Raw genomic sequence first — 17,285 nt, forward strand, 5'->3', positions numbered from 1 at the left:
GCGCCGCCTGCGCCACCGCTGCCACCACTGCCGCCGCGACGGCGACGACGACGGTTGCGGTTGGCGGACCGCTCGCCGCCCTCGGCCGACCCCTCGCCTGCGGCGGGAGCCGCGGCCTTCGGTCCCGAGGCGGACTCGGCGCCACCGTCGACGGGCTGGCCGCTGCGGGTCCGGGTGCGGGTGCGCGTCCGGTTGCGCTCACTCGAGCGCCGCTCGCCGGAGCGCTCACCCGACCGCTCGGAGCGCTCGGCGCGGGGCGCGGGAGGAGCCGGGGGAGCGATCCGGCCCTTGGTGCCCGGGGCGATGCCCTGGTCGTGGTAGAGGTGCTCGGAGGTGGAGTAGGTCTCGAGCGGCTCGTCGAAGGGCAGGTCGAGCGCCTTGTTGATCATCTTCCAGCGGTGCACGTCGGTCGCGTCGACCAGCGTGATCGCGATGCCCGAGGCGCCGGCACGGCCGGTCCGCCCGATCCGGTGGACGTAGGTCTTGTCGTCCTCGGGGCAGGTGTAGTTGATGACGTGGCTGACGCCGGCGACGTCGATGCCGCGGGCGGCGACGTCGGTGGCGACGAGGACCTGGATCTTGTCCTCGCGGAAGCGCGCCATGGCCTTCTCGCGGGCGACCTGGGCCATGTCGCCGTGCAGCGGGCTGGCCTTGAAGCCCCGCTCGACGAGATCGTCGGCGACGCGCTGGGCCTGACGCTTGGTGCGGGTGAAGACGACGACCCGGCCGGCGTCCTCGGCCTGCAGGACCCGGCCGATGATCTCGGGCTTGTCGAGGTCGTGGGCCAGGTAGATGAACTGGGCGGTGGCCGGGACGGTCGCGTTCTCGTACGACGACTCGGCGCGGATGTTCATCGGGTGGCGCATGTGGATGCGGGCCAGCGAGACGATCGCGGCCGGCATGGTCGCCGAGAACAGCATGGTCTGTCGGGTCTCGGGGGTGAGCCGCAGCAGCCGCTCCACGTCGGGCAGGAAGCCCAGGTCGAGCATCTCATCGGCCTCGTCGAGGACCAGGGCGTGCACGTGGGAGAGGTCGAGGTCGCGGCGGTTGGCGAGGTCGATCAGCCGGCCCGGCGTACCGACGACGATGTCGACGCCGGACTCGAGCGCCTCGACCTGCTGGTCGTAGCCGACGCCGCCGTAGACGGTGAGCACGCGCAGGCCGCGGTCCTTGGAGGCGAGGTGGAGGTCGCTGGAGACCTGGAGGGCGAGCTCGCGGGTGGGCGCGACGATGAGCGCCTGCGGCTTGCCCTGCGGGATCTCGGAGTAGTCGGGGTCGCCAGGGGCGACGCTGCGCTGGATGACCGGGATGCCGAAGGCCAGCGTCTTGCCGGTTCCGGTGCGCGCCTGGCCGATGAGGTCGGTGCCGAGCAGTGCGACGGAGAGGGTCATCTCCTGGATCGCGAACGGGTGGGTGATCCCGGCCCGGTCGAGCGCGTCGCAGATCTGCGGCATGACGCCCAGGTCGCGGAAGGTCGGCGTGCTCGCCGCCTCGGCGGCGGGGGTCTCATCGGTCGACGGCGCGGTGGTGTCGTTGGAAGTCAGTGTTCTGTTCGCTTTCGTGAGTGTCGTCAGCCGGTTGGCATGGCGCCAGATTCGATGCGGCTGATTCACACTCAGCCGCGCACATACGGTGGGCAGGTCGCCCGGCGGGCCCCGCCTCCCCCGAGGGGTCGGTCAGGCTCTCGCGCCCCTGAGTCTACTTGTACGCTGCAGGCATGGCTGAATCCGCCGACACGACCGTTCTGGGTGCCGACGCCGACCCGGCCTACCGCGAGGCCGTGATCGACCTGCTGGCGGCGATCGCCTACGGCGAGATCTCCGCCTTCGAGCGTCTCGCCGAGGACGCCAAGCTGGCTCCGAGCCTGGCCGACAAGTTCGACCTCGCCACGATGGCCAGCGGTGAGCTGACCAAGGTGCACGCCCTCCACGACCGGATCCGCGCCCTCGGCGCCGATCCGTTCCACGCGATGATCCCCTTCCGCGAGCCGCTCGACGAGTTCCACCGGCACACGGCGCCCGCCGACTGGTACGAAGGCCTGGTCAAGGCGTACGTCGGCGACGGGCTCGCCAACGACTTCTACCGCGAGATCGCGGCCTATCTCGACCCCGAGACCCGCGACCTGGTCGTCTCCTCGATGGAGGAGGGCACCCATGCGACCTTCGTCGTCGACCGGGTCCGCGCCGCGATAGCCGACGACGCCCGGCTCGGCGGCCGGCTGGCGCTGTGGGGACGGCGGCTGATGGGCGAGGCGCTCACCCAGGCCCAGCGGGTCGCCGCCGACCGCGACGCGCTCACCGCCCTGCTCGCCGGCGGCGTCGACCGCCCGGGTCTCGACCTCGCCGCGATGGGCCGGATGTTCACCCGGCTCACCGAGCGTCACCTGGCGCGGATGGCCGAGCTGGGCCTCGAGGCCTGACCCGAGACTCCACTCGGGAGCCTCGCCGGTCGACGTCCCACGCCCGGTGGGTGCTCCCCGGCACGGGGCGCCGAGCGGTCTAGGCTGGCGACCAGCCCGTCCCCGACCTCAGGAGCACTACACGTGGCAGCGATCGAAGCCGTCGGAGCCCGCGAGATCCTCGACTCCCGCGGCAACCCCACCGTCGAGGTCGAGGTCCTCCTCGACGACGGGTCCTTCGCCCGGGCCGCCGTGCCCAGCGGCGCCTCCACCGGAGCCTTCGAGGCCGTCGAGCTGCGCGACGGCGGCGACCGGTACGCCGGCAAGGGCGTGCAGAAGGCCGTCGACGCCGTCATCCAGCGGCTCGGCCCGGCCATCGAGGGACTCGACGCGGCCGACCAGCGGCTGATCGACCAGACCCTGCTCGCGGTCGACGGGACCCCCAACAAGGCGCAGGTCGGCGCCAACGCGATCCTCGGCGTCTCGCTCGCCGTGGCCCGCGCGGCGGCCGACTCCGCGGAGCTGCCGCTCTACCGCTACGTCGGCGGGCCGAACGCCCACCTGCTGCCGGTGCCGATGATGAACATCCTCAACGGCGGCTCCCACGCGGACTCCAACGTCGACATCCAGGAGTTCATGATCGCGCCGATCGGCGCACCGACCTTCCGCGACGCGCTGCGGGTCGGCGCGGAGATCTACCACGCGCTCAAGTCGGTCCTCAAGGACAAGGGCCTCGCGACCGGTCTCGGCGACGAGGGCGGCTTCGCCCCCAACCTCGAGTCCAACCGCGCCGCGCTCGACCTGATCGCCGAGGCGGTCGCCAAGGCGGGCTACGAGCTCGGCAGGGACGTCGTGCTCGCGCTCGACGTCGCCGCCTCCGAGTTCTGCGACGGCGGGGCCTACACCTTCGAGGGCACCCAGAAGTCGGCCGACGAGATGATCGCCTACTACGCCGACCTCGTCGCGTCGTACCCGATCGTCAGCATCGAGGACCCGCTCGACGAGGACGACTGGGACGGCTGGAAGGCCATCACCGACCAGCTCGGCGCCAAGACCCAGCTCGTCGGGGACGACCTGTTCGTCACCAACGTCGAGCGCCTGCAGCGCGGCATCACCGGCGGCCAGGCCAACGCGATGCTGGTCAAGGTCAACCAGATCGGCTCGCTCACCGAGACCCTCGACGCCGTCGAGCTCGCGCACCGCAACGGCTTCCGCAACATGATGAGCCACCGCTCGGGCGAGACCGAGGACACCACGATCGCCGACCTCGCGGTCGCGACCAACTGCGGCCAGATCAAGACCGGCGCCCCGGCGCGGTCCGAGCGGGTCGCGAAGTACAACCAGCTCCTGCGCATCGAGGACGAGCTCGGCGACGCGGCGCGGTACGCCGGCGCCGGCGCGTTCCCGCGCTACCAGGGCTGAACGATCCGACCAGGAGCCGCGCCATGGCCGTGACACCGGGCGACCGCCGTACCTCCCGCAAGCCGGGCCGCCCCGTCGCGGGGCGGTCCGGGCCACGGTACGCCGAGCGGCTCAAGGCCGAGCGCAAGCTGGCCGCCCGGGAGCGGGAGGCCGCCTTGGTCCGCGCCCGGAGCGAGCACCAGCACAAGGCGCGGTTGACCAGTCGCGCGGCGATCCTCGTGCTGGTGCTCGCCGTGCTCGCCGTCTCTTACGCCTCCTCCCTGCGCGCCTACCTGCAGCAGCGGGGCAACATCACCGCGCTCGAGGCGCAGATCTCCGAGCGCGAGGCCAAGATCGACGACCTGCGCGACGAGAAGAGGCGCTGGGAGGACCCGGCCTATGTCGCCCAGCAGGCCCGGGCCCGGTTCGGCTACGTCGCCCGGGGGGAGACGCCGTTCGTCGTGGTCGACGCCAACGGCGACCCGCTCGACGCCTCCGTCGAGCTCGCCGACCCCGAGCAGGTCGCGGATCCCGACCAGCGGCCGTGGTACTCCGACGCCTGGGAGTCGATGAAGATCGCCGGCGACCCGCCGACCAAGGTGCGCGACCCGAAGGACGAGATCAAGGCTCCCAAGGAGGACCTCGAGCAGTGAGTGACGCCATGACCAGCACGGACGAGGCGGTCATCGCGGCCCAGCTCGGGAGGGCCCCGCGGGGTGTCCACGCGATCGGTCACCGGTGCCCGTGCGGCAACCCCGACGTGGTGGCGACGGAGCCGCGGCTCCCCAACGGGACGCCCTTCCCGACGACCTACTACCTGACCTGCCCGCGCGTGAACTCGAGGATCGGGACGCTCGAGGCGTCCGGGTTGATGCGGGAGATGCAGGACCGGCTCGGCTCCGACCCCGAGCTCGCCGCCGGCTACCGCGCGGCCCACGAGGCCTATCTCGCCGACCGAGCCGCGATCGGCGAGGCCGGGGACTTCGACGTCCCCGAGATCGAGGGCATCTCCGCCGGCGGCATGCCGGACCGGGTCAAGTGCCTGCACGTCCTCGCCGGCCACGCGCTGGCGGCCGGGCCGGGCGTGAACCCGCTCGGCGACGAGGTGCTGGAGATCCTCGGCGACTGGTGGGCCAAGGGGCCGTGCGTGTCGCCCGGCGACGACGACGCGGATGAGTGAGCCGGTCGCCGCGATCGACTGCGGCACCAACACGATCAAGCTGCTCGTCGGCGATCCCGCGGACGAGCCGGACGGCGTGCGCCGCGAGAGCCGGATGATCCGCCTCGGCCAGGGCGTCGACGCGACGGGTCGGCTGTCCCCGGAGGCGCTGGAGCGGGCGTGGGAGGCGATCGACGAGTTCGCCGCGATCATCCGCGAGGCCGGCGTCTCCTCCGAGCGGATCCGGTTCTGTGCCACCTCGGCCACCCGTGACGCGGCGAACTCCGGCGAGTTCACCGCCGGCGTCCGGGCCCGGCTGGGAGTCGACCCCGAGGTGCTCTCGGGCGCGGAGGAGGCGCGCCTGGCGTTCGACGGCGCCGTCCGCGGGCTGGCCGCGACCGCCGCTGAGGTCCTCGCTCCAGCACTCGTGGTCGACATCGGCGGCGGCTCCACCGAGCTGATCCTGGGCGACGGCTCGGCCGGTCCCACCGCGGCGCACTCGATGGACATCGGCTCGGTGCGTCTCCACGAGCGGCACGTGCGGCACGACCCGATCACGCCGGAGGAGATCGCGGCCGTGGTCGCCGACATCGACGCCGCCCTCGACACCAGCCCGGTCGACCCTGCCGTCGCCCGGTCGGTGCTGGCGATCGCGGGCACCAACACCACGATCGCGGCCGGAGCACTCGGCCTCCAGGCCTACGACCGGGCCCTGATCCACGGGCGGGTGCTCGCGGTCCCCGACGTGCAGGCCCAGGTCGACCGTCTGCTCGCCCTGAGCGTCGCCGAGCGCCGCGCGCTCGGCTGGATGCACCCGGGACGCGCCGACGTCATCGACGCGGGCGCCCTGATCGTGTCCCGCATCCTGCGGCGGGTGAGCGTCGACACGGTCACGGTCGCGGAGACCGACATCCTCGACGGGATCGCCTGGTCCCTGGTGCGGGCGGCGATCGACGAGCAGACGGGTGGACTCCGGGTCTCCCCACCGATTTGACAGTCGATGTGACAGGAATTCGCCTAGGATCAGTTGTGTGAGTCAGGCGGACATGCGGTGGGCGCAGACCCTGAGGACGGTCGATCCGGCCGTCCTGGGCTCCCGCGTGCGCTCGGCGAGACTCGCGCGGGGACTCAACCAGACCGAGCTCGCCGGGGAGGCGTACTCGGTCGGCTATGTGTCGCGGATCGAGACCGGAGATCGTCGTCCCACGCTCGCGGCGATCACGACGATCTGCGATCGGCTGGGCATCTCGATGAGCGAGATCCTCGTGGGTGCTTCCGAGGACCAGGTCGATGAGATCCGGCTCGCGCTCACCTATGCCGAGCTCGCCTTGGAGAACGGTGAGCCGGTCGATGCCGAGAGCCAGGCCCGCCACGCCCTGACCCGCGCCGAGGGGCTCTCGCTCACCGACCTGATCGTCCGGGGCAGGTTCGTCGTCGCACGGGCGCAGGAGGCCCTGGGCCGGCTCGACGCCGCGATCCTCGAGTTCGAGACATTGCTCGCCGACGTCCGCGGCCTGGACGCCATCCGGTGCGGCATCGCGCTGAGCAGGTGCTATCGCGAGGCCGGGGACCTGGGTCTGGCCATCGAGATCGGCGACCGGATCCGACCGGAAATCGAGTCGAGCGGTCTCGGACGCACCGACGAAGCCGTCCAGCTGGCCATGACCGTGGTGCTCGCCTACCTCGAGCGCGGCGACCTCCGCCGCGCGACCCGGATCTGCACGGACGCCATCGCCCTCGCCGAGCAGACCGGCTCCCCGACCGCGCGGAGCGCCGCCTACTGGAACGCCAGCATCACCTACTCCGAGCGCGGAGACATCCAGGCCGCGCTGACCCTGGCCACGCGTGCGCTCGCCCTGCTCGGGGAGGGTCAGGACAGCCGCAACCTCGCGCGGCTGCGGCTCGAGCTCGGCCGGCTGCAGCTCCGGCTCGACCCCCCGGATGCCGGGCTCGCCCTCGCTCAGCTCGAGCGTGCGAACCAGGAGCTGCGCGGCACGAGCGCCTCACTCGCCGAGGTCGCCCAGGCGCAGGTCCTCCTGGCCCGCGCGCTGGTGGTCGACGGACGTCCCGATCAGGCGCTCGACGTGGCCGTTGCGGCGAGAGTGGCGAATCCCGGAAGTGCCTCGCTCGGCGGCGCGGAGGCCGCGATCGCGCACGCGGAGGCGCTCGCGGAGCTCGGCCGCAACGACGAGGCCATCGCGGTCTGCCGGGAGGCTGCCGCCCTCCTCGGCTCGCTCGACGGTGCCGACCGGTGGGTCGCCCAGGCCTGGTGTGAGCTCGCTGAGCTGTTCGACCTGCTGGACGACGCCGAAGGAGCTCATGGCGCGCTCAAGGCGGCGGCGCGCGCCAGTGGGCTCCAGTTGCGCGACCGGGTTCGCCGCCGCGTGTACGAGGACGCGACCTGAGCCCTTCCGCGAGCGCCGCTCGGGTGCCGGTCAGCCGATGCCGGTGTCCGGGCGCGTCCCGGGGGGACGCGCCCGGCTCGTCCTAGCAGCAGCCGGAGGGGCGGTCCGCCAGCACGATCGACGGCCCGGCGGACGGTGCTGCCACCGAGACGGCCAGGGTGGCGGCGAGAGCGGCGGCGGTGGCGGCGAGGATCTTGCGAGTCTTCATGGGGTTGCTCCTGGTCGGTAGTGGACACGACCAACCGGGCGTCGCGTCCCGGGATTTGACAATGAGATTGTCACATTTCGGCAATGAATGGAATGGAATGGTGATACGGTGCTCGAGCAGTTGTCGATCGGAACGGCGGCAGCACGTGCCGCACTTGTGGCGACGGCCCCGGCATCGCGAGAGCGATCCCGCTGTCCACGCCGGGCTTCTCGGGTGCCCGACGCGGCGACACCCTCGATGGAGTTTCGCTCCAGCGAGGGGCCACGGCGCGATGAGTGCAGGGTGAATCACATGGAGCGGTGCCGGCGGAGGGTCGCCGTCGGCCCACCGCCCACCCCCGCGGCAGGCCAGATGCCTGAAGTCGCGAAGGTCACCGTCGCGGAGAGCGACATCCTCGACGGGATCGCCCGGTTCCTGGTGCAGTTCTGACATGGGTGAGGCTCCGGCGGAGGCGATGGCGCGGCTGGACGCGCGCATCGTCCGCTGCCGGAAGTGTCCGCGCCTGGTCGCCTGGCGCGAGCTGGCGGCCAGCGAGAAGCGGGCGTCGTACGCCGACGAGGACTACTGGGCGCGACCGGTGCCCGGGTTCGGGCCGGCCGACGCCCGCATCCTGCTCGCCGGGCTCGCGCCGGCCGCGCACGGTGGCAACCGGACCGGCCGGATGTTCACCGGAGACCGGTCCGGCGACTGGCTGTTCGCCTCGCTGCACCGGGTCGGGCTCGCGAGCCGGACCGAGAGCGTCGGCGTCGGCGACGGGATGGAGCTGTACGACGTCCGGATGGCCGCGCCCGTCCGCTGCGCGCCGCCCGCCAACAGGCCCACACCCGAGGAGCGGGCCAACTGCGCGCCCTGGCTGGACCGCGAGCTGGCGATCCTCACCCCGACCCTGCGGGTGGTGGTCGCGCTCGGTGCCATCGGCTGGCAGGCCTCGTTGGACGCGCTCGCCCGCGCCGGCTGGGACGTGCCGCGACCCCGGCCGCGGTTCGCGCACGACGCCGAGATCGTGCTGGCCCGGCCCCGGCGCCGTCGTACGGGGGGCGACGTCGTGCTGCTCGGCTGCTTCCACCCCAGCCCCCACAACACCTTCACCGGACGGCTGACCGAGCCGATGACCGACGCGGTGCTGCGGCGGGCGCGGGAGCTTGCTGACACAGCCGAGCAGCGGGAACAACAGTCTTCGCCAGACCTACCTGCGACGGTGTCGAAAGGTCTTCGGAGTCGATAGACGGAGAGCGGTGGACATACTCTCAGGCATGCCGGCACGGAGGCGACGCTGGAGTGATGAGGAACTGGAAGCCGCAGTCGCGGCATCGTTCTCACTGGCGCAGGTGATCGGTCGTCTCGGGTTGAGGGTGGCCGGCGGCAACTACGCCACCGTTCGTGGCGCGATCGCACGAGCTGGATTGGACACCTCGCACTTCGGCGGCCAAGGGTGGAGCAAGGGAGTGGTGAGGGGGCCGCGACGGTCTCTTGACGATTACCTGTCCAATCGGTTCCCCATTGGCTCCTACCCCCTCAAGGTTCGTCTGCTCAGCGAAGGGATCTTCGAAGCACGATGCAACAAGTGCGGCGGCACCGAATGGCTGGGACAGCCGATGCCATTGGAACTCGAACACCGCGACGGGAACTCGAACAACAACGCTCTTGAGAACTTGGAGCTGCTCTGTCCGAACTGTCACGCTCAGACTCCGACATATCGCAGTCGCAACCGTAAGCGGGCGTAGGCCAACGGCGAGCCGGGGACCTTAAAAGTCCTGTCGAACGTGTGGGTTCGAATCCCACCGCCCGCACCAAATGATTCAGGTTGGAACCCCCGACGAGCGAAAGCTCGGCGGGGGTTTCCGCGTCCGTGCCGGGGGCGTCGCAAGGGGTCGTTTCCGGCCCGTTGTCGCCCTCTTGGGCGGGGACGGCCCTGACGACCGGGGTTAGGGGCGCGTGGGCCGCGACGGGCGCGCTGTCCGGGTCGTCGGTCTCGCTGTCGACCTGGAAGTCGGTGAACACCGCCGTGTTGAGCAACTGGCGAGCGTCATCTCCGCGTGGGTGTCCGGATTGATGAGGTCTGGAAGCAGCAACCCGGCGCGCAGGAAATCGATATCGCCTACTTCGTGGTGCGCAGGCCAACGAACCTGAGCGCCAAGACCTACGAGAAGTCTTTGGGATTGGGAACAATGATCGCCTTGTTTGGCTACACCTCGAAGTTGAAGTTTGCTTCCGGAGCGCCGAACGGACTGGTCTATGAACCGAGCCCTCAAGGTCGCGTCATTGAGCGGGCGGGTGCCACGGCCGACAACGTGTGGGGTTCTGAGGTGAACAACCAGTATCCAGGCTGGAAGGGAGCGGGCGACATCGCAGGTCTGCGTGCTGCCTTGCGCCTTGGCTGAGCGTCCTGCTCAGCGGCGATCGCGAACGTTGCTGAACCGATGTCGCTCTGCCCACGTCCAAGAGTCATGGTTGATGGAGTTGGTAGCCGACATCGGGAAGGTGCACGATCGACGACTCTGCCCAGAGGATTTGCGGTGCTCAACGCGCTCGTCCTTCTGTTGGGCGTCATGGCATGTTCGACCGACCGTGAACGATCGGCTGGCGACTGTGACGCAGTCATCCGCGTTGAGAACCGGACGTACACGGCGGTAACGATGACGAATGACAAGCCCGCCGAGAAGTTCGCGACTGCGCAGATGGGGCGGTGTGAGGACGTTGGCGCCAGTCCTCCCGGAGTGGTGTTCGACGGTGACGTCGATCAGGTCCAGAGCTGGGTGTTCGAGGGATACGACAGTGACGTCGTGCTTGGCGTTCGCGTTTCGGATTCGTGGCAAGTCTTTGTTGAGGACTCGGTGACTGAGGCTGAACGAGAAGGCATCGTTAGTGCCTTCTCGTAAGGGGCTCGCGGGACAGCACTACAAAGAGTGCGGTCGACCCATCCGGTGTCCGGTGAACTGATCCAGTCGTGGAACGCGTTTCGCCGTTCCGCCAAATCGACCTACGGATGTGCTCGCGGCGTGATCCCCCTCTCGCCCGAAGATTCTCCAGCACAGCGTGCGTACCGATGCCGTGTTTCTTGGCGGTTGCTCTGGCTGACAGCCCGGACAAGTAGTCCTCGATCACTCGATCCATCTCCTCGACCGACAACCGGCGCTGATGCTGTCGTCGCGGGCGCTTCACCGGCCGAGTCCGGTCCTCGTGCGGCTCGTCAGGTACCCCGCACGTCACCAGACGCTCCACCCGATCCCAGAGAGATTGGTTCCAATGTTGCGTCAGTTGGAGCACACCACTGCCCGCGCAGCACCGCCCGCGCGCCTTCTGCTCAGAGCAGAACCGCGGCGGAGAGCGGGATCCGCCACGGCCCGCCGACCTACGATGAGGCATGGCCGAGGAGCAGAGGGCGGCGGAGCCGCTGTGGCGGGACCTGGTGGGGCGGCGCCTGCGCGACCTTCGCCGCGAGCGCGGTGAGACGCTGACCGAGACCGCCGGCAGGGCGGGCATCTCGCCGCAGTACCTCTCCGAGATCGAGCGCGGCGTGAAGGAGCCCAGCAGCGAGATGATCGCCGCCGTGCTCGGTGCTCTCGGCACGACGCTGCTGGACCTGACGACCTCGGTGGCCGGCGACCTCCGCCCGGTCGAGGTCTCCGGATCCGTCTACGCCCTCGCCGCCTAGCCTCGATCCACAGATCGGGGCTACGCCCCGGCCGCGAACGCGGGCTCGCGCGCGGTCAGCACGTGGTCGACCAGGCCGTACTCCTGGGCGGCGCGCGCCGTGAACACCCGGTCGTGGTCGGTGTCGGCGCGCAGGGTCGCGGTGTCGCGGCCGGTGTGGCGGGCGAGGATCTCCTCGATGTCCGCGCGCACCCGCACCACCTCGTCGGCCTGGAGGATGAGGTCGGGGATCGCGCCCCGGCCCTGTGCGGCCGGCTGGTGGAGCACGACCCGGGCGTGCGGGAGCGCCGCCCGCTGGCCGGCCGCCCCGGCAGCCAGCAGCACCGCGCCCACGGCGATCGCCTGGCCCACGCAGGTCGTCGCGACCGGCGGCCGGATGAACTGCATGGTGTCGTGGACGGCCAGCATCGCGCTCGGGTCGCCGCCCTCGCAGTTGATGTAGAGCTGGATGTCCCGATCCGGGTTGTCGGCCTCGAGATGCAGCAGTTGCGCCACCAGCGCGTTGGCGACGCCCGCGTCGATCGCGGTGCCGAGGTAGACGACCCGCTCGGTCAGCAGGTGGGAGTAGACGTCCATGATCCGCTCGCCGCGCGGGTGCTGGGCGATGACGTTGGGGACCAGGTAGTTGCTCATCGCGCCGCTCCCGCCCCGCTCGCGGAGAACGTCCCGAGGCCGACGGGCCCGCGGCGTGGCGGCGCGAGCACGTCGTACGACGCCACGATCTCGTCGACGAAGCCGTAGTCCACCGCCTGCTGCGCGGAGTACCACCGGTCGTGGAGGGAGTCCTCGAACACCCGCTCCAGCGGCTGCCCGGTGTCCTCGGCGATGAGGGCCAGCACCGTGTCCCGGGTATGGCGCAGATCCTGGGCCTGCAGCTCGACGTCGACGGCCGTGCCGGCGATCCCGGCGGAGCCCTGGTGCATGAGGACGCGAGCGTGGGGCAGCGCTCTCCGCTTGCCGCGGGTGCCGGAGGAGAGCAGGAACTGGCCGGCGCTGCAGGCGATGCCGAGGGCGAGCGTGGACACGTCGCACGGCACCAGCCGCATCACGTCGCGGATCGCGAGCATCGCGGGGACGGAGCCACCGGGGGAGTGGATCCACAGCGCGATCTCGGCGCCGGGGTCGTCGGCCGCGAGCGCGACCAGCTGGGTCGTCAACAGCACGCCGTTGTCGTCGTCGAGGGTACCGTCGAGGATGAGCACCCGCTGCTGGAGAAGCTCACGTCGTGCCCGGTCGTCGAAGGTGCGGGGTCGGTTGTCGTCGCTCATGGCCCCACTGTCGACGCGTCGGAGACCGCGGACCAGGTTGATCCGCCCACGGCAGCGGCCCGCTGCCCTCGGCAGAGGCCGCGCTTGACTTCAGGTCCACCTGAACCGGGAGAGTGGTGCCATGCACCGCCACGAGCGCCATCACGACCATCGATCGGGACAGACCCTTGCCGAGCTCCGCGACGCCCTGACCGCCGGCTTCTGGGACGAGCGGTACGGCGGCAGCGACCGCGTCTGGAGCGGCAGGCCCAACCAGCGCCTGGTCGAGCAGGTGGCCGACCTCGAGCCCGGCACCGCCCTCGATGTCGCGTGCGGCGAGGGCGCCGACGCTGTCTGGCTGGCCAAGCAGGGCTGGCGGGTGACGGCGGTCGACGTGTCCCAGGTGGCGCTGGCCAAGGTCGCCGCCCACGCCGACGAGCAGGGGGTGGGCGACCGGCTGCGGATCGGCTTCTACGACGCGCTCGCCGACCCCCGGCCGGCCGGTCGGCGTACCTTCGACCTGGTCACCGTCAGCTTCCTGCACGTCCCGGTCCCCGACTTCGCCGCGATCTACCGGGGCATCGCGGAGGCGGTGGCACCCGGCGGCAGGCTGCTCGTCACGGCGCACCACCCCGACGACGTCGCGACCGGGGCACGTCACGACCACGGGCCCGGACTGATGTTCGAGCCGGACCGTGTCCTCGAGACGCTCGGCGTCGATCGTCCCGGCGAGGCGGACGGGAAGGACGGGACGTGGGAGGTCGAGGTGGCCGACACACCGGTTCGCGAGCAGGAGAGCGCCGACGGCCCGCTCGTCGTCCGCGACACCGTGGTGCGCCTGCGCCGACGCTGAGCGGGGAGGATCGGGCAGTTCGGGGAACGTTCCTCGCTCGTCGCGCGTTCCCTCATCATCGAGACACCTAGACTGTAGGTGTGGGCAGCCACCGTGGCCGCCCGACGACTCGCAAGTCTGCGGAGGAGATCATGCAGAGCAACAACCCGGTGTTTCGTCGCAACGAGGAGTTCAACCGGTCCGGAGCCGCTGCCTACCAGGGCTTCGGGGAGCAGCAGTACGGCGGCTACACCCAGCCCGGCTACCCCGCGCCCGAGGCGCCCGCCCGCCAGGGCCGGATGACCATCGACTCGGTCGTCCAGTCGACGGCGATCACGCTCGGCCTGACGATCCTCGCCGCCGCCGCGACCTGGTTCCTGACGCCCGACATCGACAGCGAGGAGGCCGTCGGCACCCTCTCGATGGCGCTGATCATCGGCTCGGGCGCTGCCTTCGTCCTCTCCCTGGTCAACTCGTTCAAGCGGGTGATCAGCCCCGCTCTCGTGCTCGCGTTCGCGGTCGCCGAGGGCGTTGCCCTGGGCGCCCTGAGCAAGTTCTACGACACGATGTTCCCGAGCGACCAGTACGGCGGCATCGTCGTGCAGGCCGTGGTCGGCACCTTCGCGGCCTTCGCCGGCACGCTGGCGGCGTACAAGTTCTTCGACATCAAGGTCGGTCAGAGGTTCCGCACCTTCGTGATCGCCGCGATGTTCGGCATGGTCGCCCTCAGCCTGATGGAGCTCGTCCTGGGCCTCTTCGGCAGCCAGCTCGGCCTGTTCGGCTTCGGTCCGCTGGGTCTGATCTTCGCCATCGGCGGCCTCGTGCTCGGCGTGTTCATGCTGATCCTCGACTTCGACTTCGTCGAGCAGGGCATCGCCAACGGCCTGCCGGAGCGCGAGTCGTGGCGGGCCTCGTTCGGCCTGCTCGTCAGCCTGGTCTGGATCTACACCAACCTGCTGCGGATCCTCGCCATCCTCCAGCAGGACTGACGCCTCGCACGTCGTACCACGGCCCCGGTCCCACTTCGGTGGGCCCGGGGCCGTTCGGCGTTCCGGGCCGGCTCAGTCCGTCTCGGCAGCGGGGACGGGCTCGGCGCCGGCGCCGTCGTGCACCTCGTGCTCGGCGGGAGCCTCGCCGGGGACGTGCTGGCGCGAGCGGCGGTGGCGCAGCTCCACCCAGAGGCCGCGCATGCCGGCGCGGCGTCCGCCGATCTCGGTCCCGTCGAGCTCGGTGCCGGGCTCCTCGACGGCCTTGAGCGCCGCGCGGATGACGGGCAGCACGCCCTCGCCGCGGAACGCCTCGAGGACGGTCTCGTCCTCCGCCTGCTGGTCGAGCGCGGCGAGCACGGAGGGGATCAGCACCCCGGCCAGGGCCTTGTAGCCGTCGGCCGAGGGATGGAACTGGTCGGGCCCGAACAGCAGCGCCGGCGCGGCCGCGAACTCCGGTCCGAGCACGTCGCCGAGGGAGACGGTCCGGCCGCCCTGCTCGATGACCGCGATGGTCTGGGCCGCCGCGAGCCGGCGGGACCAGGCGCGAGCGACCTGGCGCAGCGGCGGCGCGATGGGCTGGACGGTGCCGAGGTCCGGGCAGGTCCCGACCACGACCTGCGCGCCCGCGGCGATCAGCCGGCGTACGCCGTCGGAGAGGTGGCGCACCGAGTGGGAGGGGCGCACGGTGTGGGTGACGTCGTTGCCGCCGATGAGGATCACGGCCACGTCCGGCTCGATCGGGAGGGCCCGGTCGACCTGGGCGGCGAGATCGGACGACTTGGCGCCGACCACGCAGAACTCGCGCAGGTAGACGCGGCGGTCGGCGTGCTCGGCGAGCGCGGTGGCGATCAGTGCTCCGGGCGTGTCCTCGACCCGCTCGGCGCCGTACCCGGCCGCGCTGGAGTCGCCGAGCAGTGCGATCCGGATCGCCGGACCGGGGCGACCGCGGCCGTACCAGCCGGTCGCGTCCGGCGGCGGGTCCTCCCGGGCCGGCCCGATCGTCTTGCGCGCCAGCTTCGCCTCCGCCGACAGCACGCCGTAGAGCCCGGCGCCGAGGGCCGACAGCCCGCCGCCGCCGTACAGCGCCGCGGCGGCCAGCTTCCGGGCAGCGCTCGCTTTCGTCACGCGGCAACTGTAGGAGGTGCGCGTCAACCGCGGACCGATACGGTGAGGACATGGAGTACGTCGAGTCCCTGCTGGAGCTGATCGGCAACACCCCGCTGGTCCGGCTCAACCGTTCCCTCGACCTGCCCGAGACCGGCGGACCGCTGGTGCTCGCGAAGGTCGAATACCTCAACCCCGGCGGTTCGGTGAAGGACCGCATCGCCAGCCGCATGATCGAGGCCGCCGAGGAGTCCGGCGCCCTGCAGCCCGGCGGCACGATCGTCGAGCCCACCTCCGGCAACACCGGCGTCGGGCTCGCGATGGTCGCCCAGCAGAAGGGCTACCACTGCATCTTCGTGTGCCCCGACAAGGTCAGCGAGGACAAGCGCAACGTGCTCAAGGCGTACGGCGCCGAGGTGGTCGTCTGCCCGACCGCGGTCGCGCCGGAGCACCCCGACTCCTACTACAACGTGTCCGACCGCCTCGCCAGCCAGCCCGGCGCCTGGAAGCCCGACCAGTACTCCAACCCGCACAACCCGCGCTCCCACTACGAGGAGACCGGGCCGGAGATCTGGCGCCAGACCGAGGGACGGATCACGCACTTCGTCACCGGAATGGGCACCGGTGGCACCATCAGCGGCGTCGGCCGCTACCTCAAGGAGCAGAACCCGCAGGTGGTCGTCGTGGGCGCCGACCCGGCGGGCTCGGTGTACTCCGGCGGCACCGGCCGCCCCTATCTCGTCGAGGGCGTCGGCGAGGACTTCTGGCCCGAGACCTACGACCGCGGGGTCGCGGACCGGGTGATCGAGGTGTCCGACGCCGACTCGTTCGCCTTCACCCGCCGCCTCGCCCGCGAGGAGGCGATGCTCGTCGGCGGCTCCTCCGGCATGGCGGCCTTCGCTGCGCGCCAGCTGGCCCAGGAGCTCGCCGCCGCGGGCCAGGACGACGCCGTCGTCGTGGTGCTGCTGCCCGACTCGGGCCGCGGCTACCTCAGCAAGGTCTTCAACGACGACTGGCTCGCGCAGTACGGCTTCAGCACCGGCCAGCCGCGCCCCGCGCAGACCGTCGGGGAGGTGCTGCACAGCAAGTCGGGCGGCCTGCCGGCGCTCGTGCACACCCACCCCAACGAGACGATCGCCGAGGCGGTCCAGATCCTCCAGGAGTACGGCGTCTCGCAGATGCCGGTCGTGCGGGCCGAGCCCCCGATCGTGGCGGCCGAGGTGGCCGGCTCGGTCTCCGAGCGCGACCTGCTCGACGCCGTGTTCACCGGCAAGGCGAGGCTGACCGACTCCGTGGAGCAGCACATGTCCGCGGCCCTGCCGACGATCGGCTCGACCGAGGACGCGACCGCCGCCGTCCCTCTCCTCGAGTCGGCCGACGCCGTCCTCGTCCACGAGGACGGCAAGCCGGTCGGGGTGCTGACCCGGCACGACCTGCTCAACTTCCTCGCCCGTGGCTGACCCGGGACCGTCGACCGGGCTGTCGACCGGGCTGTCGACCGGGCTGTCGACCGGACTGCGGACGGGGTTGCCGGACGGGATCCGGCTCGCGACGCCGGAGGACGTCCCCGACATCCTCCGGCTGATCCGCGATCTCGCCGAGTACGAGAAGGAGCCCGACGCGGTCGCGACGACCGAGGACGACCTACGACGCTGGCTGTTCGGCGAGGACCCCGTCGCGGGCGTCCTCATCGGCGAGGCCGACGGCGCCGTGGTGGCGATGGCGCTGTGGTTCCGCACCTTCTCCACGTGGACCGGCACCCCGGGGATCTACCTCGAGGACCTGTTCGTCGAGCCCGAGGCGCGGGGGAGGGGACTGGGCAGGACCCTGCTGTCGACGCTGGCCCGGATCGCGGTGGAGCGAGGCTACGCCCGCGTCGAGTGGGCCG

At 71.2% G+C, this 17,285-nt stretch carries 21 protein-coding genes and 1 tRNA gene; 17 read left to right on the forward strand and 5 right to left on the reverse strand.

Going from position 1 to position 17,285, the window contains the following annotated elements:
• Positions 1-1,454 (reverse strand): DEAD/DEAH box helicase (locus FHP29_RS17315; protein WP_139624329.1); only part of this gene is annotated, 1,454 nt, incomplete at its 3' end.
• A gap of 263 nt (positions 1,455-1,717) precedes the next feature.
• Here FHP29_RS17315 and FHP29_RS17320 point away from each other — a divergent pair.
• The 6 genes from FHP29_RS17320 to FHP29_RS17345 all read left to right on the forward strand — a co-directional run bounded on the left by FHP29_RS17320 (position 1,718) and on the right by FHP29_RS17345 (position 7,363).
• Complete coding sequence (locus FHP29_RS17320) at positions 1,718-2,419, forward strand: ferritin-like fold-containing protein (protein WP_139624110.1); 702 nt, start codon at positions 1,718-1,720, stop codon at positions 2,417-2,419.
• Between the two features lie 123 nt (positions 2,420-2,542).
• Positions 2,543-3,820 carry a phosphopyruvate hydratase gene (gene eno / locus FHP29_RS17325; RefSeq protein ID WP_139624111.1) on the forward strand — a complete coding sequence of 426 codons (1,278 nt, stop codon included), beginning with the start codon at positions 2,543-2,545 and terminating at the stop codon, positions 3,818-3,820.
• A gap of 23 nt (positions 3,821-3,843) precedes the next feature.
• The gene (locus FHP29_RS17330; RefSeq protein ID WP_139624112.1) at positions 3,844-4,452 is read left to right on the forward strand and encodes an FtsB family cell division protein; all 609 of its coding nucleotides are present in this window, start codon (positions 3,844-3,846) and stop codon (positions 4,450-4,452) included.
• Positions 4,449-4,979 carry a DUF501 domain-containing protein gene (locus FHP29_RS17335; protein ID WP_420813441.1) on the forward strand — a complete coding sequence of 177 codons (531 nt, stop codon included), beginning with the start codon at positions 4,449-4,451 and terminating at the stop codon, positions 4,977-4,979. The genes FHP29_RS17330 and FHP29_RS17335 overlap by 4 nt, the downstream gene beginning before the upstream one ends.
• Entirely contained in the window at positions 4,972-5,952 is a 981-nt protein-coding gene (locus FHP29_RS17340) for a Ppx/GppA phosphatase family protein (RefSeq protein WP_139624114.1), read from the forward strand. Before FHP29_RS17335 ends, FHP29_RS17340 begins: the two co-directional genes overlap by 8 nt.
• A gap of 37 nt (positions 5,953-5,989) precedes the next feature.
• On the forward strand, positions 5,990-7,363 hold the full coding sequence (locus tag FHP29_RS17345; RefSeq protein WP_139624115.1) for a helix-turn-helix domain-containing protein: 1,374 nt from the start codon (positions 5,990-5,992) through the stop codon (positions 7,361-7,363).
• Between the two features lie 82 nt (positions 7,364-7,445).
• On the opposite strand, the gene FHP29_RS23150 is transcribed toward FHP29_RS17345, so the two are convergent.
• Positions 7,446-7,571, reverse strand: coding sequence for a hypothetical protein (locus FHP29_RS23150; RefSeq protein WP_275669456.1), 126 nt, complete (start codon positions 7,569-7,571; stop codon positions 7,446-7,448).
• Between the two features lie 291 nt (positions 7,572-7,862).
• Between FHP29_RS23150 and FHP29_RS21835 the strand changes: the two genes are divergently transcribed.
• The 7 genes from FHP29_RS21835 to FHP29_RS17375 all read left to right on the forward strand — a co-directional run bounded on the left by FHP29_RS21835 (position 7,863) and on the right by FHP29_RS17375 (position 11,226).
• Positions 7,863-8,000 (forward strand): hypothetical protein, encoded by a 138-nt coding sequence (locus tag FHP29_RS21835; protein WP_158296614.1) that lies wholly within the window; start codon positions 7,863-7,865, stop codon positions 7,998-8,000.
• Between the two features lies 1 nt (position 8,001).
• Positions 8,002-8,796, forward strand: a complete 795-nt coding sequence (locus FHP29_RS17350) for a uracil-DNA glycosylase (protein ID WP_139624116.1) — start codon at positions 8,002-8,004, stop codon at positions 8,794-8,796.
• Positions 8,797-8,824: 28 nt separating this feature from the next.
• Positions 8,825-9,295: an HNH endonuclease signature motif containing protein gene (locus FHP29_RS17355; RefSeq protein ID WP_139624117.1), complete on the forward strand. Its 471-nt coding sequence runs from the start codon at positions 8,825-8,827 to the stop codon at positions 9,293-9,295.
• A tRNA-Leu gene (locus FHP29_RS17360) sits at positions 9,286-9,364 on the forward strand. Before FHP29_RS17355 ends, FHP29_RS17360 begins: the two co-directional genes overlap by 10 nt.
• A 243-nt stretch (positions 9,365-9,607) precedes the next feature.
• Positions 9,608-9,952: a hypothetical protein gene (locus FHP29_RS17365; RefSeq protein WP_139624118.1), complete on the forward strand. Its 345-nt coding sequence runs from the start codon at positions 9,608-9,610 to the stop codon at positions 9,950-9,952.
• Between the two features lie 135 nt (positions 9,953-10,087).
• Entirely contained in the window at positions 10,088-10,450 is a 363-nt protein-coding gene (locus FHP29_RS17370; RefSeq protein WP_139624119.1) for a DUF6281 family protein, read from the forward strand.
• 485 nt (positions 10,451-10,935) lie between these two features.
• Complete coding sequence (locus FHP29_RS17375) at positions 10,936-11,226, forward strand: helix-turn-helix domain-containing protein (protein ID WP_139624120.1); 291 nt, start codon at positions 10,936-10,938, stop codon at positions 11,224-11,226.
• A gap of 20 nt (positions 11,227-11,246) precedes the next feature.
• Here FHP29_RS17375 and FHP29_RS17380 read toward each other — a convergent pair whose 3' ends face one another.
• On the reverse strand, positions 11,247-11,858 hold the full coding sequence (locus tag FHP29_RS17380) for a ClpP family protease (RefSeq protein WP_139624121.1): 612 nt from the start codon (positions 11,856-11,858) through the stop codon (positions 11,247-11,249).
• A complete protein-coding gene (locus FHP29_RS17385; RefSeq protein WP_139624122.1) occupies positions 11,855-12,493 on the reverse strand; it encodes a ClpP family protease in 639 nt (212 codons plus the stop codon). The genes FHP29_RS17380 and FHP29_RS17385 overlap by 4 nt, the downstream gene beginning before the upstream one ends.
• A gap of 121 nt (positions 12,494-12,614) precedes the next feature.
• Between FHP29_RS17385 and FHP29_RS17390 the strand changes: the two genes are divergently transcribed.
• Together FHP29_RS17390 and FHP29_RS17395 are read left to right on the forward strand one after the other, a co-directional pair.
• Complete coding sequence (locus FHP29_RS17390; RefSeq protein ID WP_139624123.1) at positions 12,615-13,325, forward strand: class I SAM-dependent methyltransferase; 711 nt, start codon at positions 12,615-12,617, stop codon at positions 13,323-13,325.
• Positions 13,326-13,456: 131 nt separating this feature from the next.
• Complete coding sequence (locus FHP29_RS17395) at positions 13,457-14,293, forward strand: Bax inhibitor-1/YccA family protein (RefSeq protein WP_139624124.1); 837 nt, start codon at positions 13,457-13,459, stop codon at positions 14,291-14,293.
• A 72-nt stretch (positions 14,294-14,365) separates the two neighbouring features.
• Here the strand turns inward: FHP29_RS17395 and FHP29_RS17400 are convergent, their stop codons facing one another.
• Positions 14,366-15,418 (reverse strand): SGNH/GDSL hydrolase family protein, encoded by a 1,053-nt coding sequence (locus tag FHP29_RS17400; protein WP_139624125.1) that lies wholly within the window; start codon positions 15,416-15,418, stop codon positions 14,366-14,368.
• 50 nt (positions 15,419-15,468) lie between these two features.
• On the opposite strand from FHP29_RS17400, the gene FHP29_RS17405 reads away from it, so the two are divergent.
• The gene (locus FHP29_RS17405) at positions 15,469-16,857 is read left to right on the forward strand and encodes a cystathionine beta-synthase (protein ID WP_139624126.1); all 1,389 of its coding nucleotides are present in this window, start codon (positions 15,469-15,471) and stop codon (positions 16,855-16,857) included.
• Positions 16,850-17,285, forward strand: a 436-nt coding sequence (locus FHP29_RS17410; RefSeq protein WP_205014219.1) for a GNAT family N-acetyltransferase, incomplete at its 3' end; no start/stop codon positions are given. The genes FHP29_RS17405 and FHP29_RS17410, both read left to right, overlap by 8 nt.

Source organism: Nocardioides albidus (assembly GCF_006335005.1).
Lineage (GTDB): Bacteria > Actinomycetota > Actinomycetes > Propionibacteriales > Nocardioidaceae > Nocardioides > Nocardioides albidus.